This window comes from Methylobacterium sp. Leaf466, assembly GCF_001425565.1.
In the GTDB taxonomy this organism is placed as follows: domain Bacteria; phylum Pseudomonadota; class Alphaproteobacteria; order Rhizobiales; family Beijerinckiaceae; genus Methylobacterium.
In genome coordinates this window covers 167,301-188,439 of record NZ_LMRC01000023.1, presented here as the reverse complement: position 1 = coordinate 188,439, position 21,139 = coordinate 167,301, and the positions used below count along the sequence as shown (strand labels likewise).

The 21,139-nt window shown below is 69.8% G+C and carries 19 protein-coding genes; 5 read left to right on the top strand and 14 right to left on the bottom strand.

Annotation, left to right across the window (positions count from 1 at the left end):
- Window positions 1-24: 24 nt before the first annotated feature.
- Window positions 25-795 (top strand): tRNA pseudouridine(38-40) synthase TruA, encoded by a 771-nt coding sequence (gene truA, locus ASG59_RS10420; RefSeq protein ID WP_056281115.1) that lies wholly within the window; start codon window positions 25-27, stop codon window positions 793-795.
- Here the strand turns inward: truA and dapE are convergent.
- On the bottom strand, window positions 768-1,988 hold the full coding sequence (dapE, locus tag ASG59_RS10415; protein ID WP_056408756.1) for a succinyl-diaminopimelate desuccinylase: 1,221 nt from the start codon (window positions 1,986-1,988) through the stop codon (window positions 768-770). The genes truA and dapE overlap by 28 nt on opposite strands.
- Before the next feature lie 68 nt (window positions 1,989-2,056).
- Between dapE and moeB the strand changes: the two genes are divergently transcribed.
- Complete coding sequence (gene moeB, locus ASG59_RS10410; RefSeq protein WP_055879672.1) at window positions 2,057-2,833, top strand: molybdopterin-synthase adenylyltransferase MoeB; 777 nt, start codon at window positions 2,057-2,059, stop codon at window positions 2,831-2,833.
- Entirely contained in the window at window positions 2,830-4,143 is a 1,314-nt protein-coding gene (locus tag ASG59_RS10405; protein ID WP_056408755.1) for a leucine-rich repeat-containing protein kinase family protein, read from the top strand. Before moeB ends, ASG59_RS10405 begins: the two co-directional genes overlap by 4 nt.
- 7 nt (window positions 4,144-4,150) lie before the next feature.
- Here ASG59_RS10405 and ASG59_RS10400 read toward each other — a convergent pair whose 3' ends face one another.
- From ASG59_RS10400 to rpmI, 7 genes are all read right to left on the bottom strand, one after another.
- A complete protein-coding gene (locus tag ASG59_RS10400; RefSeq protein ID WP_055881113.1) occupies window positions 4,151-4,993 on the bottom strand; it encodes a DUF1186 domain-containing protein in 843 nt (280 codons plus the stop codon).
- A 14-nt stretch (window positions 4,994-5,007) separates the two neighbouring features.
- Window positions 5,008-7,428, bottom strand: a complete 2,421-nt coding sequence (gene pheT / locus ASG59_RS10395) for a phenylalanine--tRNA ligase subunit beta (protein ID WP_056408753.1) — start codon at window positions 7,426-7,428, stop codon at window positions 5,008-5,010.
- A complete protein-coding gene (locus tag ASG59_RS10390; RefSeq protein ID WP_055879661.1) occupies window positions 7,425-7,898 on the bottom strand; it encodes a hypothetical protein in 474 nt (157 codons plus the stop codon). Before ASG59_RS10390 ends, pheT begins: the two co-directional genes overlap by 4 nt.
- 4 nt (window positions 7,899-7,902) lie before the next feature.
- Entirely contained in the window at window positions 7,903-8,187 is a 285-nt protein-coding gene (locus ASG59_RS10385) for a hypothetical protein (protein WP_156387506.1), read from the bottom strand.
- A gap of 112 nt (window positions 8,188-8,299) precedes the next feature.
- Window positions 8,300-9,382: a phenylalanine--tRNA ligase subunit alpha gene (gene pheS, locus ASG59_RS10380; RefSeq protein WP_055879653.1), complete on the bottom strand. Its 1,083-nt coding sequence runs from the start codon at window positions 9,380-9,382 to the stop codon at window positions 8,300-8,302.
- A 148-nt stretch (window positions 9,383-9,530) separates the two neighbouring features.
- Window positions 9,531-9,914 (bottom strand): 50S ribosomal protein L20, encoded by a 384-nt coding sequence (gene rplT / locus ASG59_RS10375; RefSeq protein WP_055879650.1) that lies wholly within the window; start codon window positions 9,912-9,914, stop codon window positions 9,531-9,533.
- Window positions 9,915-9,959: 45 nt separating this feature from the next.
- On the bottom strand, window positions 9,960-10,160 hold the full coding sequence (gene rpmI, locus ASG59_RS10370; protein ID WP_055879647.1) for a 50S ribosomal protein L35: 201 nt from the start codon (window positions 10,158-10,160) through the stop codon (window positions 9,960-9,962).
- Between the two features lie 374 nt (window positions 10,161-10,534).
- Here rpmI and ASG59_RS10365 point away from each other — a divergent pair, with 374 nt between their 5' ends.
- Window positions 10,535-11,674: a glycosyltransferase family 4 protein gene (locus ASG59_RS10365; RefSeq protein WP_055879644.1), complete on the top strand. Its 1,140-nt coding sequence runs from the start codon at window positions 10,535-10,537 to the stop codon at window positions 11,672-11,674.
- A 210-nt stretch (window positions 11,675-11,884) separates the two neighbouring features.
- The gene (locus ASG59_RS10360; protein ID WP_056408751.1) at window positions 11,885-14,212 is read left to right on the top strand and encodes a glycogen debranching N-terminal domain-containing protein; all 2,328 of its coding nucleotides are present in this window, start codon (window positions 11,885-11,887) and stop codon (window positions 14,210-14,212) included.
- Window positions 14,213-14,261: 49 nt separating this feature from the next.
- Here the strand turns inward: ASG59_RS10360 and ASG59_RS10355 are convergent, their stop codons facing one another.
- From ASG59_RS10355 to ASG59_RS10330, 6 genes are all read right to left on the bottom strand, one after another.
- On the bottom strand, window positions 14,262-15,773 hold the full coding sequence (locus tag ASG59_RS10355) for an aspartate ammonia-lyase (RefSeq protein WP_082494291.1): 1,512 nt from the start codon (window positions 15,771-15,773) through the stop codon (window positions 14,262-14,264).
- Between the two features lie 182 nt (window positions 15,774-15,955).
- Window positions 15,956-16,762 carry a transglutaminase family protein gene (locus ASG59_RS10350; protein ID WP_055879639.1) on the bottom strand — a complete coding sequence of 269 codons (807 nt, stop codon included), beginning with the start codon at window positions 16,760-16,762 and terminating at the stop codon, window positions 15,956-15,958.
- Between the two features lie 75 nt (window positions 16,763-16,837).
- On the bottom strand, window positions 16,838-17,758 hold the full coding sequence (locus ASG59_RS10345; RefSeq protein WP_056408749.1) for a transglutaminase family protein: 921 nt from the start codon (window positions 17,756-17,758) through the stop codon (window positions 16,838-16,840).
- A 196-nt stretch (window positions 17,759-17,954) separates the two neighbouring features.
- Window positions 17,955-18,500, bottom strand: coding sequence for a response regulator (locus tag ASG59_RS10340; RefSeq protein WP_055879631.1), 546 nt, complete (start codon window positions 18,498-18,500; stop codon window positions 17,955-17,957).
- A gap of 327 nt (window positions 18,501-18,827) precedes the next feature.
- Window positions 18,828-19,967 (bottom strand): transglycosylase SLT domain-containing protein, encoded by a 1,140-nt coding sequence (locus ASG59_RS10335; RefSeq protein WP_055879628.1) that lies wholly within the window; start codon window positions 19,965-19,967, stop codon window positions 18,828-18,830.
- Between the two features lie 141 nt (window positions 19,968-20,108).
- Window positions 20,109-20,858, bottom strand: a complete 750-nt coding sequence (locus tag ASG59_RS10330; RefSeq protein ID WP_056408898.1) for an FkbM family methyltransferase — start codon at window positions 20,856-20,858, stop codon at window positions 20,109-20,111.
- Window positions 20,859-21,139 lie beyond the last annotated feature (281 nt).

Below are 21,139 nucleotides of genomic sequence, written 5' to 3'. Positions count from 1 at the left end.
GGCCGTCGCGGCGGCGTGTCGCTGATGCCGCGCTACAAGCTCGTGATCGAATACGACGGCGCCCCGTTCTGCGGCTGGCAGCGCCAGGCCGAGGACCGCACCGTCCAGGGCACGATCGAGGCGGCGGTGACGCGGTTCTCGGGGGAGGCGTCACGCCTCACCTGCGCCGGGCGCACCGATGCCGGCGTCCATGCCATCCATCAGGTCGCCCACCTCGACCTGACGAAGGCCTGGCGCACCGACACCGTGCGCGACGCCCTCAACGCCCACCTGCGGCCGCATCCCGTCGCGGTGGTGAGTGCGCAGGTCGTGCCCGAGAGCTTCGACGCCCGCCATTCGGCGATCCGCCGGCACTATCGCTACCGCATCCTCAACCGGCGCAGCCCGGCGGCCCTCACCCGCGCCCACGTCTGGCACGTGCCCTGGAAACTCGATGCCGGGCCGATGCACGAGGCCGCGCAGACGCTCCTGGGCCGCCACGACTTCACTGCCTTTCGCGCCGCCGAATGCCAGGCCAAGAGCCCGGTGCGCACCCTCGAACGCCTCGACGTGGCGGTGACGACGATGGGCCTGTTCGAGGAGATCGTCATCACCACCGCGGCCCGCTCGTTCCTGCACCACCAGGTCCGCGCCATGACCGGCACCCTGATGATGGCCGGCTGCGGCCGGTTCAGCCCGGCCGACGTGGCCGCCATCCTGGCCGGCCGCGACCGCAGCCGATGCGGGCCGATGGCCCCGGCCCAGGGGCTGACGTTCGTGGGGGTGGATTACGACGAGGACGCCGCACCGAAATAGGCGGTCAGGACCCGGCCGTAGATCGCCGTCAGCCTCTCCAGATCCGCCACCGCCACGCATTCGTCGGTGCGGTGCATGGTCTCGCCGACGAGGCCGAACTCGATCACCGGGCAGGCGTCCTTGATGAAGCGGGCGTCCGAGGTGCCGCCGGTGGTGGAGAGCGCCGGCACGAGGCCGGTCTCGGCCTCGATGGCGGCGCAGACCAGTGTCGTGAAGGCATCGGGCGTCGTCAGGAACGCCGGTGAGTTCGACGGCAGCAGGTCGAGGGTGAAGCGCACCTCGCTCCCCGCCGCCGCGTCGAGCCGATGGCGGATCTCGGCACCCAGGGTCTGCGCGGTCCAGAGGTCGTTGAAGCGCACGTTGAAGGTCGCGCGAGCCTCGGCCGGGATCACGTTGGTGGCTGGGTTGCCGACGTCGAGCGTCGTCCATGCGAGGTTCGAGGCATCGAAATGCGCGGTGCCGCCGTCGAGGGGCGCGGCCAGCAGCGCCGAGGCGAGGCGCAACAGGCCGGGGATCGGGTTCTCCGCCTTGTGCGGATAGGCGACGTGGCCCTGGCGGCCGTGCACCTTGAGGTGGCCGGTGAGCGAGCCGCGCCGCCCGATCTTGATCATCTCGCCCAGCCGGCCCGGATTGGTCGGCTCGCCGAGCAGGCAATGGTCGAACCGCTCGCCGCGCGCCCGTGCCCAGTCGAGGAGCTTGACGGTGCCGTTCACGGCCGGCCCTTCCTCGTCGCCGGTGATGAGGAAGCCGATGGAGCCGGTGAAGGCCTCGCCGTGGGCGGCGAGGTGGGCGAGGGCGGCGGCCAGCATGCAAGCGATGCCGCCCTTCATGTCGACGGCGCCGCGCCCGTAGAGCAGTCCGTCCTCGACCACGCCCGCGAACGGCCCGTGACGCCAGGCCGCGACGTCGCCGGTCGGGACCACGTCGGTATGGCCGGCAAACAGCAGGTACGGGCGGCCACTGCCGAAGCGGGCGTAGAGGTTCTCGATGTCCGGCGTGCCCGGCTCGGAGAACACCGGACGTTCCACGTGAAAACCCGCCGCACCCAGGACCGTCGCGAGATGGCCGAGGGCGCCGCCCTCCGCAGGCGTCACGGACGGGCAGCGGATCAGGGCCTGGGCGAGGGCGAGGGGAGAGGGGGCGATGATCGGGTCAAGCACGGGAAACGGCCCTTCGAGTGGTGCCCCGGGCATAGCGTGACCCGGGTATCCGGCAAACCCATGTCTTCCGGCGACGCCCGCCAGCGTTTAAGCGGGCATCCATGGCTCTCTCCGGCGACGAAATCGAACGCTATGCCCGCCACCTCGTCCTGCGCGAGGTCGGTGGGCCGGGCCAGGGGCGGCTCAAGGCGGCCCGCGTGCTCGTGGTCGGCGCGGGCGGGCTCGGGGCGCCGCTGATCCAGTATCTCGCCGCGGCCGGAGTCGGCACCATCGGCATCGTCGACGACGACACGGTCTCGCTGTCCAATCTGCAGCGGCAGGTGATCCACGGCACCCCCGATCTCGGGCGCCCGAAGGTGGAGAGCGCGGCCGACGCCGTCGCCCGGCTCAACCCGCATGTGGTCGTGGAGGCGCATCCGATCCGCCTGAGCGAGGAGACCGCCGCCGATCTCATCGCCCGCTACGACGTCGTCGCCGACGGCTCGGACAATTTCGCCACGCGCTACGCCGTCTCCGACGCCTGCTTCCATGCCCGGCGCCCCCTGGTGACGGCGGCGCTGGGCCGGTTCGACGGAACCCTGACCACGATCCGCGCCCACGAGACCGGTCCTGACGGACGGCCGAACCCGACCTATCGCTGCCTGTTCCCGAACCCGCCGCCGCCCGGCAGCGTCCTGCCCTGCGCCGAGGCCGGCGTGCTCGGGGCGCTCGCCGGGGTGATGGGTTCGCTGATGGCGATGGAGGTGATCCGCGCGGTGACCGGGTTCGGCGAGTCCCTGGTCGGTCGCCTGCTGATGGTCGATGCCGCCGCGATGCGGTTCGAGACCCTGAGCTACGCTTGGGACGAGGCGAACCCGCTCTCCGGCACGGGCCCGTGACGGGTCCCGATCCCACCCTCGCGCGGCTCGCGGCCCTGCGCCGGGGCGACCTCGCCGGCACCCGCGAACTGCGGCTGCCGGGCGTGGCGGAATTCCCCCGCGAGATCCTTGGGCTCGCCGAGACCCTCGAGATCCTGGATCTCGGCAACGGTCCCCTCGACCGGCTGCCCGACGATCTCGGCCGCCTGACGCGGTTGCGCGTGCTGTTCTGCTCGGGCACCCGTTTTTCACGATTGCCGCCGGTGCTCGGGGATTGTCCGGCGCTGAGCCAGGTCGGCTTTCGCGGCACGGGCCTGCGCGAGGTGCCGGGCGAGGCGCTGCCGCCGCTGCTGCGCTGGCTGACCCTCACCGACAACCGGATCGAGACGCTTCCCGCCGCCATCGGGCAGCGGCCGCTCCTGCAGAAGCTGATGCTGGCCGGCAACCGCCTGTCGGCCCTGCCGGACACGCTGGCCGGAGCCTCGAACCTCGAACTGCTGCGCCTGTCGGCCAACCGCTTCGATCGACTGCCCGCCTGGATCGACACCCTTCCACGCCTAGCCTGGCTCTCGTTTGCCGGCAATTCATTCGATGTGGGGTCGATGCCAGGCCTCGTCCGCGAGGTGCCCTGGAACGAGCTCGCCCTCGGCGAGCGTCTGGGCGAAGGTGCATCGGGATGGATCCACCGCGCCGATTGGCGCGAAGACGGGACAGGGCCGGCGACCGCGGTGGCGCTCAAGCTGTTCAAGGGAGCCATGACCAGCGACGGTCTGCCCGAGCGCGAGATGGCGGCCTGCCTCCGGGCCGGCGCGCATCCCAACCTCACCGGCGCGCTCGGTCGGACGTGCGATCGCCCGGAGGGACGCCAGGGCCTGCTGATGCCTCTTTTGCCGGCTCACTGGCGAGCCCTGGCCGGACCGCCGAGCCTGGAGAGCTGCAGTCGCGACGTCTACGACCCGGCCCTTCGCCTCGAGCCCGACGTCGCCGTCGCGATCGCCGCCGGCGTCGCCGCGGGGGCGGCGCATCTCCATGCCCGGGGCCTCGTGCACGGGGATCTCTACGCCCACAACGTCCTGTGGGACGGCGCTGCCGGCCGGGCGGTGCTCGGCGATTTCGGGGCGGCCGGCCTGCTACCGTCGGATGCCGGAGACCATCCGTGGACGGCCTTCGACGTGAGGGCCTACGGCCTGCTGCTCGGCGAGCTGCTCGACCGTTGTGCGGGCGATCCGCCGGGCCTTCGCGACCTGGAGCGGGCCTGCACCCAGCCCGATCCGGCGGTCCGCCCGCCGATGGACGCGGTCGCGGCGGCCCTGGCAGGTGCCCGAGCCTGACGCGAGGCTAGGCCGGCGTGGCGCCCAGACAGCATTTCTTGAACTTCTTGCCGCTGCCGCAGGGGCAGGGATCGTTGCGGCCGACGTCCTTCAGCGGGTTGCGCAGGGGCTGGCCGGCATCCTCGGCCGTCCAGGCGAGCTCGGCGATGGGATCGTCGAGGGGGCCGTAGCGGCGCGGGTCGAAGCGGCTCGGGTCGTCGGGTTTGGCCAGTGCCTGGCGCAGGGTCGTCCTGAACCACGGCAGGTCGCTGATCTCGTCGGTGATGCGGCCATCCTTGCGTGCGGCCTCGACGCGGGGCGCGAGGTCGGCAAAGCCGAGCAGGGCGATCGCCTCCTCCCATCCCGTCCAGCCGATCTCGGCCTCCACCGAGACCCGCTTGTCGTCGAACCGCACCAGCAGGTCGTGGGTCTGCGCGCGGTCGATCCGGCCCGCGTGGGTGAGGAAGACCAGGGCCGTGAGGAGCTCGTAGCGCACGAACTCGTCGGTGGTGCTGTCCAGAATCAGGCGGTGCATCGGGGCGACGTCGCCGTCGAAGACGCTCACCACCACCTTGGCGAGCGTCGTGGTGAGGGCATCGCCGAGGATGGCTTCCAGGCTGTCGCCGTCCTGGCGCAGCAGGCGCATCAGCGGGGCGTAGGCCCGGCTGTCGCGGGCGGCGGCGAGCACGTGGACACCCCAGAACAGGAGGTTCACGTCCTCCTCGATCAGCTCCGCCTCCGAGGCGGCCGCATCGAGGACGGCGAGCACCGGTTCGGCGATGCTCGCGGGCGCCTTCAGGGCCCGTCGCAGGGCGCCCGCCGGCAGGTGGTTCTCCGCCGACAGGTCGGCGACGAGGATCGGATCGACCATGCTCACCTCGCCTGTCACGACCGGAGCGTCGCGCCGGTCTTGCGGGCGACCTCCGCCACGATGCGGCCGCTCACCGCCTCGATCTCGGCATCGGTCAGCGTCCGCTCCGAGGGCTGCAGGCGCACCGCGATGGCGACGGACTTGGCGCCCTCCGGAATGCCGACGCCCTCGTAGAGGTCGAACACGTCGATCCCGGTGATGAGCTTGCGCTCGGCCCCCTGCGCCGCCTTGACGATGTCGCCGGCCGCCACGTCGCGGCCCACCACGAAGGCGAAGTCGCGCGAGATCGGCTGGAAGTCGGACAGGGCCAGGGCCGGCTTGACCTTGGTCGGACGATACTTCGGCAGCGGCACCGCATCGAGCACGATCTCGAAGGCCACCACCTGCCCCTTGAGGTCGAGGGCCTTCATGGCGCGCGGATGCAGCTCGCCGAAATGCCCGACCACGATCTTGGGCCCGAACTGCAGCGTGCCGCAGCGGCCGGGATGAAGCCAGGACGGGCCGCCGGCCACCACCTGCAGGCCGCCCACCGGCACGCCGAGGCTGGCCAGCAGCGCCATGGCGTCGGCCTTGGCGTCGAAGGCGTCGACGGCCTTTGCGGCCCCGTCCCAATGGCGGCCGGCGCCCGCGTGCCCGGCGGTGCCGCGTCGTAGCGCCGCCGCCCGCATCGTCTGTCCCTCGGGCTGGTCGCTGGCGAAGCATTGGCCGACCTCGAACAGGGCGACGTCGCCGTTGCCGCGGTCGGCGTTGCGCTGGGCGGCGCGGGCGAGGCCCGGCACCAGGCTCGGGCGCATGTCCGAGAGATCGGCCGCGATCGGGTTGGCCAGGGCCAGATCGGCCCCGCCGCCGCCGAACAGCACCGCGTCGTCGTGGCCGATGAAGGACCACGTCACCGCCTCCACGAGGCCGCGGCCCGCCAGGGCCCGCTTGGCGTGGCGGGTGCGCCGCTGCAGCACCGTGAGCGCGGGCTTGCCGACGCTGGGCGCGCGCGGCAGGGGCTTGGCCTCGATCTGGTCGAGGCCGGCGATGCGGATGATCTCCTCCACGAGGTCGGCCTTGCCGCCGATGTCCGGGCGCCAGGACGGCGGCAGGACCTTGACGCGGTCGCCGCTGCCGGAGACGTGGAAACCCAGGGTCTCCAGGGTCACCTTCATCTCGGCGCGCGACAGTTCCATCCCCGCCAGGCGCCGGGTCTCGGACCAGGGGAAGTCGATGATCTGGTCGGTCTCGGGCGGCTCGCCGAAGACCAGCGCCTCGCCGGCGGTGCCGCCGCACAGGTCGAGGATCATGCGGGTGGCGAGGTCGAGGCCGGGCAGGGCGAAGGCGGGATCGACCCCGCGCTCGAAGCGGTAGCGCGCGTCGGTGACGATGCCGAGCCGGCGCCCGGTCCGGGCGATGTTGACGGGGTCCCACAGGGCCGCCTCGACGAGCACGTCGACGGTGCCGGCATCGCAGCCAGTGGCCTCGCCGCCGATGATGCCACCGATCGATTCGGGGCCGGCGGCATCGGCGATGATCACCATCTCCGGCTCGAGCCGGTAGGTCTTGCCGTCCAGCGCCTTCAACTCCTCGCCCTCGCGGGCCAGGCGGACCTCGAGTCCGCCCTGGACCTTGGCGGCATCGAAGACGTGCAGCGGCCGGCCGCGGTCGAAGGTGAGGTAGTTGGTGATGTCGACGAGCGCATTGATCGGCCGCAGGCCGATGGCGCGCAGCCGCGCCTGCATCCAGTCGGGCGAGGGGCCGTTGGAGACCCCGCGCACCAGGCGCACGGCGAACAGGGGGCAGAGCCCGCGATCCTCGGGGGCGAAGGCGAGCGTGACCGGCACCGTGCAGGCGCCCTCGCCACGCACCGGCTTCGACGGCTCGCGCGTGAGGCTGCCGAGGCCGGTGGCGGCCAGGTCGCGCGCGATGCCGGAGACCGCGGTGCAATCGGGTCGGTTGGGCGTCAGGTTGATCTCGATGACGGGATCGTCGAGCCCGGCGTAGAGGGCATAGGGCCGGCCCACCGGCGCGTCGTCGGGCAGCTCCATGATGCCGTCGTGGTCGTCGCCGAGCCCGAGTTCCGCGCCCGAGCACAGCATGCCCCGGCTCTCGACGCCGCGGATGGTGCCCACCGCCAGCGTGATGTCCTTGCCCGGCACGTAGGTGCCGGGTGGCGCGAACACCGAGACCAGCCCGGCCCGGGCGTTGGGCGCGCCGCAGACCACCTGCACCGGCGCGCCGTCGCCGGCATCGACGCTGCAGACCCGCAGGCGATCGGCGTTGGGGTGCTGCTCGGCGGAGAGGATGCGCGCGACCACATAGGGCTTCAAGGCGGCGGCCTTGTCCTCGACGCCCTCCACCTCGAGCCCGATCCGCGTGAGCGTCTGCGCGATCGTGTCGAGGGAAGCCCCGGTGTCGAGGTGATCCTTCAGCCAGGAGAGGGTGAATTTCATTTGCTTCTGTCTTTGAAGATCAGATGGATGGCGAGAACCAGTCTTGTTTCGACCGGGAGGGCGTCGAGCTTGGAAACGATTTCTCTCGCTTGACCGACGAGATCTCGCGCCTGATCGTCCTCGTAGAAGTTGGCCCTGGGAGGGGCGTAGTCGGCTTGCATTCTGGCGCTCTGCAGAGGGACAATCAATTCACCGATCCTGCTGAGCCTGTTGTCCTGCCGCAGCGGGCTCCCGGCCGCCTGGAAGGCGTTCTTCATCGAACCATGATCGAGCGCGCGATAAACGCGTTCGTATTCCGCGGTGTCCCGGCTACCCTCCGGCAGAAGCGCATCGGCAGATGCCTTCATCAGAGCATGAAAGGCAGCGTAGTAGGCGGTGCTGACCGCCCGTCGTTTGACCCCGGAACTACGCGGATGCTGGTCGATCAGTGCATCGGCCAGATCCAGGAGGCGTTCAACATAGGTGCCCATTGCCTTAATCGAGGTCCGGCTCAGATTGCCGCTCGCTGGCGACCTGGTTCGTGAGGAAGACGAAGCGTTCTTCGCCCTTCGCGATCAGCGCGTCCCTAAGATCGTGAATCGCACCGATCAAGGCTTCGCGGCGCTCAGCCGGCCTGCGTTCGTATCGGGCGGTGACCCGAATGATGGACTCGCCGTCGAAATCGATATCCGAACGAACGTCGGCACCCTGAAATTCGGCTTCCGGCACCCGGCTTTTGAGGACGGAGAACACGACCTCCTGGATTTCCTTGTCGGTCATCGAAGCCTCCATTGGTTTACGCAAACCCGGCAAAACGCGAGCGCCGTCGCGTCCTCGATCCAGGTCTGCGTCCTCGATCCAGGTCTGCGTTCCCGAGGATTCGTGGGCCGCACTACCCCGTCAACCCACTCACCAAGCTCGGGATATCCAACGGCCGGAAGCCGTAATGATCCAGCCAGCGCACGTCGGCCTCGAAGAACGGGCGCAGGTCCGGCATGCCGTATTTGAGCATCGCGATCCGGTCGATCCCGACGCCAAAGGCGAAGCCCTGGACCGCGTCGGGGTCGAGGCCGCAGTTCCTCAGCACGTTGGGATGGACCATGCCGCAGCCGAGGATCTCGAGCCAGTCCGTGCCCTCGCCGAAGCGGATCTCGCCGCCCTTGCGCGAGCACTGGATGTCGACCTCGGCCGACGGCTCCGTGAACGGGAAGAACGACGGCCGGAAGCGCATGGTGACCGCATCGACCTCGAAGAAGGCGCGGCAGAACTCCTCGATCACCCATTTCAGGTTGGCGATGTTGGCCGCCTTGTCGATCACCAACCCCTCGACCTGATGGAACATCGGGGTGTGGGTCTGGTCGGAATCGTGGCGGTAGGTGCGCCCGGGGCAGATCACCCGGATCGGCGGCTGCTGCGCGCGCATCGTGCGGATCTGTACCGGCGAGGTGTGGGTGCGCAGCACCTTGCGCTGGCCGTTGCGGTCGGGGGCCAGGAAGAAGGTGTCGTGCATCTCGCGGGCCGGGTGGCCGGGCGGGAAGTTGAGCGCGGTGAAGTTGTAGTCGTCCGTCTCGATGTCGGGCCCCTCGGCCACCGAGAAGCCCATGTCGGCGAAGATCGCGGTGACCTCGTCGAGGACCTGGCTGATCGGGTGGATGCGCCCGCGCGCCTCGGGCGCCTCACGCACCGGCAGGGTCACGTCGATGCGCTCGGCCGACAGGCGGGCTTCGAGGGCGGATTCGGCGAGGGCCTCCCGGCGGGCGCCGATGGCGGACTGGACCCGGTCGCGCAGCCCGTTGATGAGAGGGCCGCGGTCCTTGCGCTCCTCCGGGGTCATGGCGCCCAGGGTCTTCAGCAGTTCGGAGACCGAGCCCTTCTTGCCGACGGCCGCAACCCGCACCGCGTCGAGGGCGGCCTCGTCGGCGGCGGCGGCCACGCGGCCAAGGAGATCGCTTTCGAGGGTATCGAGGTCGGTCATCGGGGAGGACTCGGTTCAGGGCTCGGCGTCGGGCACGGGTAACGGCTTCCTGGCGCGGGCCATAGACGAATCGGCGCCGGAAAACGAGAAGGCGCGACCCGTCGGGCCGCGCCTCTCAAGCGAACGTCGCGTGCGTCGTGATCGACCCTCAGGCGGCCTTGGCCGTCTGGGCGGTGTCGGTCATCGCGGCCTTGGCCTTCTCGACGACGACGGCGAAGCTCGCCGGCTCGTGGATGGCCAGTTCCGACAGCGCCTTGCGGTCGACGACGATGCCGGCCTTGAGGAGCGCGTTGATGAAGCGCGAATAGGTCAGGCCGTGCTCGCGGACCGCGGCGTTGAGGCGCTGGATCCAGAGGGCGCGGAACGTGCGCTTCTTGTTCTTGCGGTCGCGGTAGGCATACTGCATGCCCTTCTCGACCGCCTGCTTGGCGATGCGGATGGTGTTCTTGCGCCGGCCGTAATAGCCCTTGGCGGCCTTGAGGACTTTCTTGTGCTTTGCGTGACTGGTCACGCCGCGTTTGACGCGGGCCATGTGAGATCTCCTGGGTTAGAAAAAGCAGTCTGTCGGTGAAGGCTCTCAGCCGTTCGGCAAAAAGTACTTCTTCACGTTGGCGGCATCGCCCTCGAACAGGGTGGTGGTGCCGCGCAGGTTGCGGATCTGCTTCGTCGTCCGCTTGATCATCCCGTGCCGCTTGCCGGCCTGGGCGTACATGACCTTGCCGGTCCCGGTGATCTTGAAGCGCTTCTTGGCGCCCGACTTGGTTTTCAGCTTGGGCATTTGGCTCTCCTGACGCGCATTTCGTCCGATCGGGCAAGGATCGGAGGATGCGCTCGATTGATGCTTCTGGTGGAGCAGCACGAACCGCCACGGCAGCCCTGATCGGCCGGGCGGTTCGACGCGAGGGGCGTATGACAGAAAAGGGACGTGCCTTCAATGGGCGCGGCCGACGCTGGGTGCGCCACCGACCCGCGGTGGGCCGCAGGGCTCGCGCGAATCGCGGGATTTCGGGGACATCCCGGAGGTACAACCAAAATTCCCTGGCGGACGCGTGCACTGCGGAACCATAACCTTGGCCGTGGGTTTCGTTCATGTCCCACTCAGGCCGGGTGGCGTTTTATCGGCGCAACATTCGACCTCACAGGAGACACTTCGTGCGCATTGCCCAGATCGCTCCGCTCTCTGAAGCCGTTCCTCCCAAGTTCTACGGCGGCACCGAGCGTGTCGTGTCTTGGATCACCGAAGAGCTCGTGCGCCAGGGACACGACGTGACGCTGTTCGCGAGCGGCGATTCGGAAACGTCCGCCAAATTGGCCGCCTGCACGCCGGAAGGCCTGCGTCTCCTCGGCTATAGGGACCATACCGCGAGCCATCTCGCGATGCTCCATCAGATCAGGCGGCGTGCGCACGAGTTCGATGTGCTTCACTTCCACATCGATCTGCTTCAGTACCCGATGTTCGAAGACTTGAACCACAAGTGCCTGACCACGATGCACGGCCGTCTCGACGTGCCGGACTTCATGCCGGTGTACCGCACGTTCACGGGCATGCCCCTGGTGTCGATCTCCGACAACCAGCGCGAGCCGATGCCCAAGACCGTGAACTGGCTCTCCACCATCCACCACGGCCTGCCGCCCGAGAACTGCACCTTCTACCCGGAGGCGAAGGGCGGCTATCTCGCGTTCCTCGGCCGGATCTCGCCCGAGAAGCGTCCCGACCGGGCGATCGAGATGGCGATCCGTTCGGGCACGCCGCTCAAGATCGCGGCCAAGGTCGACAAGGCCGACCAGGATTATTGGGACGAGGTCATCGAGCCGATGATCCATCATCCCCTCGTCGAGTTCATCGGCGAGATCAACGAGGAGCAGAAGAAGGATTTTCTCGGCAACGCCCTGGCCCTGGCCTTCCCCATCGATTGGCCGGAGCCCTTCGGCCTCGTGATGATCGAGGCGATGTCCTCGGGCACCCCGGTGATCGCGTTTCGCAACGGTTCCGTGCCGGAAGTGATCGCCGACGGCGTCAGCGGCGTCCTGTGCGATACGATGGACGATGCCGTCGCCGCGGTGGCCAAGGTCAAGGCCATGAGCCGCGCCGGCGTGCGCCGCCACTTCGAGGGCAACTTCACCGCCGAACGCATGGTGAAGAAGTACGTCGCCGCCTACGAGATGCTGCTCGCCGGCAGGCCGGACCTGATCACCGTCCCCAACGGCATGCCGGCTTTCGTGCCGCACTACGGCGACCTGAACGGCTCGGCCCGCCCGTCGCTGGCCGCAGCCGCCGCCATGCCGGCCTGACCGCTCCCGGTCCGGCCGCCCACGCGGCATCCGCCTTGCGACGCGGCTCACGCGGCACGTGTTTTCCCACGCGGCGCGGGGTTGCGAAGAGGCCGAGATCGCTTCACTGACGCTGCCTAACCAAAGGCCGCCCCGACGCTCGGCGCGTCGGGGCGGCCGTTCGATTCGTGACCGGCGGATCGGATCCTCGAGTCCAGGAGATGCGCGAGCATGGCGGCAGACGATGTGACGGCCACGGCCGAATCGGAGCGGGACGCGCGGAACAAGGGGTTCCAGGACGCCGACGAGGTCCTGCCCCAGTACCACATCGAGGCGCAGACCTCGCTGGTCGAGCGGCCCCTGCGCTCGCTGAAGTACGGCGAGGCCTTCGCCGTTCTCGACAGCTACGGCGACATCGGTGTCCTGCCGGGGCCCGAGGGGCTCTATTTCCAGGACACGCGCTACCTCTCGCGCCTGCACTTCACGATCGAGGACCAGCGCCCGCTGCTGCTGTCCTCAGTGATGCAGGACGACAACGGCGCGCTCAGCGTCGACATGACGACGCCCGACATCCGGGTGGACGCCCACGATGAGACCACGATCCCGCGCGAACTCATCGCCATCGAGCGTACCAAGTTCCTGTTCAAGGGCTCGTGCTACGACCGGATCGGCCTGCGCAACTACGATTCGCGCACCCGCAAGCTGCGGGTCGGCCTGACCTTCGACGCCGACTACCGCGACCTGTTCGAGGTGCGCGGCATGGACCGCGCGTTGCGCGGCAAGCGCAGCGTGCAGGTGGCCAGCGAGACCGAGGTCCAGTTCCGCTACGTCGGCCTCGACGAGATGGTGCGCACCACGAGCCTGCACTTCGGGCCCAAGCCCCATCACATCGCCCCGGGCCAGGCGACCTTCGAGGTGACGCTGGCGCCCGGCGGCCGCGCCTCGCTGTTCGTGCGCACCGTGTTCGAGTGCCACCGCGCCTTCACCAGCGCCCCGGCCGCCGAGCAGGTGGGCGAGGACGCCGCCGCCGGCCTCTCGCGGGCCGCCGGCAGCAGCCCCGGCCCGCGCCATCCCCGCGGCCTCGCCGAGGGCGTGATCTTCGCGCGCGCCTACCGCGATTCCCGCCGCGACCTCAGGCAGCTGACGGCGGGCATCACCACCATCATCTCCTCGAACGACCAGTTCAACGAGGCGGCCTGCCGGGCCACCGCCGATCTCTACATGCTGGCGAGCCGCACCCCGGAGGGCATCTATCCGTTCGCCGGCATCCCCTGGTACTCCACCGTGTTCGGGCGCGACGGCATCATCACCGCGATGATGGCGCTGTGGGTCGACCCGAACTTCGCCAAGGGCGTGCTGCGCTACCTCGCCTCGACCCAGGCCAAGGCGATCGACCCCGCCGCCGACGCCCAGCCCGGCAAGGTCCTGCACGAGACCCGGCGCGGCGAGATGGCGATGCTCGGCGAGGTGCCGTTCCGCCATTACTACGGCACCATCGACGGCACGCCGCTGTTCGTGATGCTGGCCTCCGAATACTACGCCGTTACCGGCGACCGCGAGACCATCGCCGCGATCTGGCCGGCCCTCGAACTCGCCCTCGACTGGATGAACCGCTACGGCGACCGCGACGGCGACGGCTTCGTGGAATACGCCCGCGACACCGACAAGGGCCTGGAGAACCAGGGCTGGAAGGACAGCCACGATTCGATCTTCCACGCCGACGGCCAGATGGCCAAGGGCCCGATCGCGCTCTGCGAGGTGCAGGGCTACGTCTATGCCGCCAAGAACGGCATGGCCAAGCTCGCCACGATGCTCGGGCACGGCGACCTCGCCGGCCGCCTCGAGGCCGAGGCGACGGCCCTGCGCGCGGCCTTCGACACGGCGTTCTGGAGCGAGGAGATCGGCACCTACGCCCTGGCGCTGGACGGTGAGAAGCGGCCGTGCGCGGTGCGCTCGTCGAACGCCGGCCACGCGCTGTTCACCGGCATCGCCCTGCCGGAGCGGGCCGGCCGGGTGGCCGCCACGCTCCTGTCCAAGGACGGGTTCAACGGCTGGGGCGTGCGCACCATCGCCCGCGGCGAGGCCCGCTACAACCCGATGTCGTACCACAACGGCTCGATCTGGCCGCACGACAACGCCCTGATCGCGATGGGACTCGCCCGCTACGACCTCAAGCCCCAGGCCTCGCGGATCTTCGAGGGCATGTTCGACACCGCGCTCTACCAGGACCAGAAGCGGCTGCCGGAATTGTTCTGCGGCTTCATGCGGCGCAACCAGCGCGGGCCCGTCTCCTACCCCGTCGCCTGCTCGCCGCAGGCCTGGGCGGCAGCGGCTCCCTTCGCGTTCCTGGCCGCGTGCATCGGCCTGGAGATCCAGCACGACCGCAACCGCATCCGGCTCAAGAACCCGACGCTGCCGGCCTTCCTCGACGGGGTCTCGATCTTCAACATCAAGATCCGCGACTCGCGCATCGACCTGCGCCTGCAGCGCTACGGCGACGACGTCACCGTCAACGTCCTGCGCCGTACCGGCGACGCCCAGGTCTCCGTGGTGAAGTGAACGCCGCGCATCACCCGAGACGCCGGCGCCGTGCCGGCGTTTTGGGTGGTCAGCCGACCGGGCCGACGCGGCGCACGCGGGAGGGCCGCGTCATCGCCTCCAGCTCGAGCAGCGAATCGAGCTGTGCCGAGGTCAGCAGGCCCTCTTCGAGGACCACGTCGGCCACCGGGCGGTTCTCGGCCAGGGCCCTCTGGGCGACCCGCGAGCAGGCCTCGTAGCCCAGCGCCGGCACCAGGGCGGTGACGAGGCCGATGGAGCCGTGGACGAGGCTGCGGCAGCGCTCGCGGTCGGCCTCGATCCCCTCGATGCAGCGCTTGGTGAGGGTGTCCACCGCCGCCGTCAGCATCCTGAGCGAGGACAGGACGCAGTAGCCGATGGTGGGCTCGAAGGCATTGAGCTGGAGCTGCCCGCCCTCGGCGCAGAGGGTCACGGTGAGGTCCTGCCCGATCACCATGTAGGCGACCTGGTTGACGACCTCCGGGATGACCGGGTTGACCTTGCCCGGCATGATCGAGGAGCCGGCCTGGACGGCGGGCAGGCGGATCTCGCCGAAGCCCGTGCGCGGCCCGCTGGAGAGAAGGCGCAGGTCGTTGCAGATCTTGGAGAGCTTCACGGCCACCCGCTTGAGGACGCCGGAGAACAGCACGAAGGCGCCCAGATCCGAGGTCGCCTCGATGAGGTTGGAGGCGAGCACCATGTGCTGGCCGGCCGAGCGCGAGAGTTCCTCCACCGCCAGGGAGGCGTAGCGCGGATCGGCGTTGATGCCGGTGCCGATCGCCGTGGCGCCGAGGTTGACCTCGCGGAACAGGCCGACGATCTCGGACAGGCGCGCCACGTCCTCCTTGATGGTGGCGTGGAAGCCGTCGAACTCCTGGCCGAGGGTCATGGGCACCGCGTCCATCAGCTGGGTGCGGCCCATCTTGAGCACGTCGGCGAATTCCACCGCCTTGCCCTTGAAGGCGTAGGCGAGGTCGTCCAGCGCGGCGATGAGGGGCTGGGTCGCGAAGATCACCGCCAGGCGCAGGGCGGTGGGATAGGCGTCGTTGGTGGACTGGGCCATGTTGACGTCGTCGTTGGGGTGCAGGCTGGCGTAGTCGCCAGGGGCCTTGCCCATGCCTTCGAGGGCGACGTTGGCGATCACCTCGTTGGCGTTCATGTTGGTGGAGGTGCCGGCCCCGCCCTGGATCGCGTCGACCACGAAGGATTCCGCGAAATGCGGCTCGGTGGCGATGCGCGTGCAGGCGTCGTCGATGGCTTTTGCCTTCTCGGCCGAGAGGTAGCCGAGGCGGTGGTTGGCCCTGGCCGCGGCCTGCTTCACCAGGGCGAGGCTGCGCACGAGGTCGGGAAAATGCCCGATCGGCACGCCGGTGATGGGAAAGTTCGCCACCGCGCGCTTGGTGTGGATGCCCCAATAGGCGTCGGTGGGGACTTCGCCATAGCCGAGGAGGTCGTGTTCGGTGCGCGTGCGGGCACCCTCCATCTCGACCGTGCGGACGGTGGCCACCGCGATGTTGTCGGACGACCCGGCGGGCCGGCCCTCCGCGCTCGTCTCGCCTGACATGGGCTGATCCCTCGGCAGCGACGCGCCCCAGGGCGCCGGCATCCGGCCCGCGCCCCGAGGCCACTGGGCCGGACACCATGCCCGGCGCTCGTGACGTCACCCTCGGTCTTAGAGCATCGGCGGCAGAAAGGGACTCCGGTTTTCGGCCGAAGGCCGCCGACGGCGTCGTGGATAGGCCCCGCTCAATAGACCTCGTCGGTATGCACCTCGAAGCGGGCGAGGTGCGCGTAGCCGAAGTTCGTGGTGATCGCGACGTCGGTGGCGTCGCGTCCGCGCGCCATCAGGATGCGCCCGATCCGCGGCGTATTGTGGCGGGCGTCGAAGGTGTACCAGCCGCCGTCGAGATAGACCTCGAACCAGGCCGAGAAATCCATCGGGTCGGGCACCCGCGGCACGCCGATGTCGCCGAGGTAGCCGGTGCAGTAGCGCGCCGGGATGTTCATGCAGCGGCAGAACGCGACCGCCAGATGCGCGAAGTCGCGGCAGACGCCCTGGCGCTGCATGAAGCCGTCCCAGGCGGTGCGGGTGGCGTCGGCGCACAGGTAGTCGAAGCGGATGCGGTCGTGGACGTAGTCGACGATGGCCTGGACCCGGCCCCAGCCCATCGGCGCGTTTCCGAACAGGGACCAGGCCGTCTCCGACAGCTTGTCGGTGTCGCAGTAGCGGCTGCCGAGGAGGTAGACGAGCACGTCCTGGGGCAGGTCCTGCACCGGGATCTGCTGGGCGTAGGGCGCATAGACGTCGGGAAGGCCGGAATCCTGGACCGTGAAGTCGGCCGAGATGGTCAGGAGCCCCGGCGGCGTGACGATGCGGGTGCAGATGTTGTCGTAGACGTCGCGATATTCCTGCCAGGGGATCGGCGGATCGAACCTGATCTCGTGCGGCGTCAGGACATCGGGCATCCGCGTGGGATGCACGCTGAGCTCGAGGATCATCGGGGTCGGTTGAACCGATTCGAAGGCAATGTCGAACCCAGTCCTGATCTTCATCGCGCTCACCTGAATCTCGAAGCCACACTCGTCACAGGGAGAAACCGGGGCGGCCCGCCCCGGGTTCACGTCTCGTCATCGGGACAGGATCGGATCCGGCCCCCGCGTCTCCGGGGCAGGCGTGGCGACCTCGACCACGTCGACCTCCACGGTCATGCCGAGGTCGTCGGCGGGAAATCCGAAGAAGGAGCCGTGCAGGGGCACCGCCTGGCGCGGATCGCGGGCGACGGCCACGCGGATGAGGTCGCGGTTGCCGACGATGCCGTTGGTGGGATCGAACTCGACCCAGCCGGCGCCGGGGAGGTAGACCTGCACCCAGGCATGGGTGGAGCCGCCGCCGACGTGCCGGTCGCGGTCGTCGCGCGGGTTGTAGAGGTAGCCGGAGACGAACCGCGCCGCCATGCCGAGCGCCCGGACCGCCTCGATCATCAGCACCGCGAAGTCGCGGCAGCTCCCGCGCTTGAGCCGCAGGGTGGTCACCGGGTCCTGGACGCCCTTTTCCGAGCGCGCGAGGTAGGCGAAGTTCCGGCGCACGCTGCGGGTCATGTTGGCCAGGAGGTCCTGCGTCGCGATCCGGCCTTCCGGGGGCACGAAGCTGCGGGCCCAGGCATCGACCTCGTTGCGCGGGTCGGGGTGCTGGCGCTCGATCGAGCGGCTGAGATCGGGCATGTCGTCGACGCCGTAGCCGAACGGATAGAACGCGGCATTGGGCGCCAGGGCGAAGTGCGGGGTCGATTCCGGAGTGTGGTCGAGGGTGATCGCGCATTCGAAGCGCAGGGTCGACGAGCGCCCGGTGAAGCCCGCCACCGCGACGCAGTTGCCGAAGACGTCGTGCAGCCAGCGCACCGCCTGCGGTTCGGGGGTGATCGACAGGCTCGCCGCGATCAACCGTTGGTCGTAGCTGTCGCGCGGGCGGAACATGATGCGGTGTTCGCCGAACCCCACCGGCTGCCGGTAGCGATAGGTGGTGACATGGCGGACGGACAGGATCGGCACGGCTGAAACGCTCCACCGCGCCCATGCGCGGCCCCTTGGACCGGGGAATGCAAGAGGTGAGCCCACGGCGCCCGACGGCCGAACCGGATATCCGGAGCTTGTCGTGAAAACAAAGCTCTGCGGTTGCGTGTTCCGCTGTGCCGGCAGGGATTTGCCGTGCCCCGCCCTCGCGTCCCGCGCCAGCGCACCCGCCGGGTCAGGGCTGGATCGGCGGGGGCTCGGTGACGGCCAGATCGGCTTCCACCAGCACGTCGGACGGCCGCCAGGGCTTCGGGATGAAGACGGCCTGCGGTGGCAGCGCGTCGGGTCGCGGCGCCGGTCGGCCGGAGGTCACGACCATGCGGGCGCGCGGCCACAGGGTGGAGACGGCCCGCGCCAGTTGCAATCCGTCCATGGCGCCGGACAGGGCCACGTCCGCGAACACCAGCGCCACGTCGGTGCCGCGCTCGCGCAGGATGTCGAGGGCCGCCTCGGCGCTGTCGCAGCCCACCGCCTCCAGTTCCGTCACCTCGAACAGCGACTCCGCGAGCGCGCGCGTGGCGACGTCGTCCTCGACGATCAAGGCGATCCGCCCGGATTTCCAGGCGGTCGCGGCCGGCGCGGGGGCCGGTACGGGCGGGGGAGCGGACGCCTCGATGGGCTTCACCTGGCGGACCAGGGCGGCCAGATGCTCGGGCAGGCCTTCGGCGACGAGGTCGTCGTAGAAGGCGGCCAGGGCCTGCCCGATCCGGTCGAGGGACAAGGAGGGCGCCAGGGTGTTGTCGCCGCCGGGGCCCGGCCCGGTCCGAACCGGTACCTGATGGAGGCCGGGACGTGCCGCTGCCGTACTCTCGGTCGATGGGCTCACCCGCGCCGATGGCGGAGTATCCGGCACGATGCCTTTCCGATCGCCCAAGTCGAATCTCCTTAACGCTGCCCGCGCTGCCGTCCGCGCCAAGACGGATTGATGCGTGTTAAATCACGCCGGCAGGGATCGGTTGCCAAAGATTCGTCGGCCGGGATTCGCGAGCCGGGATTCGTCCGCGACCCGTCGTTCGCCACCCGGTCGCGGGACCGGGCCGAGCGACGCTCACTCGGTGGCGGCGTCCGCGAAGGCGAGGATGCCGGCGACGGAGCGGACGTCGCGATAGCGGTCGCCGCGCTTGGCCATCATGCTCTCGAACTTCTCGTGGACCTCGGCCACCGACAGGCTCGCGGCCTTCTTGCGTCCGCGCTGGGCGGCGAAGAAGATCGAGCGGTTGGCCTTGGCGGGACCCGGCAGCATCTGCGCGGCGGCGGCCTTGGGCTTGTCGGCCACGGTGGCCAGGAAGTCCTCGGCGTCGTCCGGTCCGAGGAAGTGGGCGAGGTAGACCTCGCCGAGGGACAACTCGCGGCCGATCCGCAGGGAGATGCGGGCGGCGTCGCGCTTGAGCATCTCGCCGGCCATCAGGGCCGACAGGTAGGGGTCCCGGCGCAGTTCGAGGATGCGCGTGCGCTCGGCCGGATCGGCCACGCTCGGGCGGCCGTTCTCCGCGGTGAGGATGAGGGCGGCGTCCTGGGCCAGGCCGTACCTGGGGCCGAAGTCGCGCACCACCCCGAGCCAGGTCCGCTCGATGAACTGGTACAGCCCGGTCGCCGAGGAGGTCTTGGCCTGCACCTCGGTGATGAAGCTCGATTCCTTGTCGGCCACCGCCATCAGCAACACCGGGTCGGTGGCCACGGCCTGGGCGGCGCGCACGATCTTCTGGACGAGGTGGCGCCGGATCTTCATCGGCCCGAACTCGAGGATGTCGTTGGGGTCGCCCACCGCGCTCTCGGTGAGGAGGTAGTCGTAGGAGACCCGGTCGACCGCGTTCGAGCCGATCTCGGTGTCGAGGTCGTGGATCGGCGCGAAGGCCGACGAGGCGGTGAGCACGATCGGTGCCGGGGGCAGGATGGCGGGCGCGACGGCCTGGATCCGGGGACGGGGCATCGCCAGCGTCGCCTCGGTGGAGGACGAGGCCACGGCCTTGCCGATGCCGACGGCGCCGAGGTCGCCGCCGTTGCGCACCACGAGGGCGCCGAGGCCGGCGGCGAGGAGCGACATCGCGATCAGCGACCGGGTCAGGGCGGGGCGGCTGCCGTGGTCGCGTCCGACGCGGGCCGAGACGATGATGGCATCGCCGGCCGGCCGTCCCGCGTTGCGGTGAGCCGGGACAGTCCGTTGCGATCCGACCCTGCGTCCCTGCATTTCCAACCCATGCTCCGTGATTCCGCGCCGAGCGCGCTTCTCCGGGGAAACATGCGTTGACAGTTGTGGCGACAACACGGCCGAGCCTGTGGCGATCCCGGGGCAAGTCTCCCCCGGCGAGTCCCCCGGCCGGCCACCGTGTCAGTCATGGGCGAAGGCCGCGCTCCATTCCGCCCGGCGCTCCAGCGGGACCAGGAAGAAGTCCCAGGTCACGGTGTCGGACACCTGCAGCCAGGTCGGGAGATCCTCGACGAGGTTCCCGATCAGGTCGGCGCAGACGTATCCGGCGGCGGTGGCGGCATCGAACAGGCTGCGCTGGCTATGGCCGTAGACCGAGTAGCCGGCCCAGCCGTACTCGATGCTCACGAAGGGACGGCAGCGCGCCAGCAGCCGTTGCCCGCCCGCGAGGCAATCGAGATCGCCGCCCTCGATGTCGAGCTTGAGGAAGGCCACGGCCGGCACCGCGCCCAGCACGGCGTCCAGGGTTTCGACGCGCACCCGGATCGTGCGGGCGGTGACGGTGGGCTGGCTGAAATGGCGCGGCCGCAATCCGCTCTCGCCGAGCGCGCTCGCCACGGTGAAATCCGTCTCCCCGGCCTCGGCCGACAGGGCGCAGGGGTGCAGCGTCACCTCGGGCAGGGCGCCGAAGCGGGCCCGCAGGTTCTCCATCAGGAAGGGGATCGGCTCGAAGGCGTGGACGTGCCCCTCGGGGCCCACGAGGTCGACGAAGTGCTCGAGATGGCGCCCGGCGTGGCACCCGACGTCGATCGCCACGTCTCCCGGCTTCAGGAGGCGGCCGTAGCCCTGGGTCAGGATGTCCTCGTAGTCGGGGATCTGTCCCGTCCGATGCACGCTCCGGAGCGTGTTGGCGGCGGCCACGGCTGGATGCATGGAACCTCTGTCCGTCGACGGCGCGGTTCTGAACTCGCCCGGTCCCGACAGGGGATGGGCGGCGACGGCCGGTTCGACCGCCATGGCGTCGGAATCCTCGACAGCGCGAGCCGACGTGTCAACGATCCTCCGGAACGGTCGATGCGGCGAACGGGGCCTTCATCCTCGTTCGGGTGGTATCCGACGATGCCGCGCATCGCCGTCCGCGATCGATCGAGACGCGGGGCCGACGAACAGGGCCGGCCGGCGGGTTCCGCAGAAATGCTTGGCGTCGCGTCTCA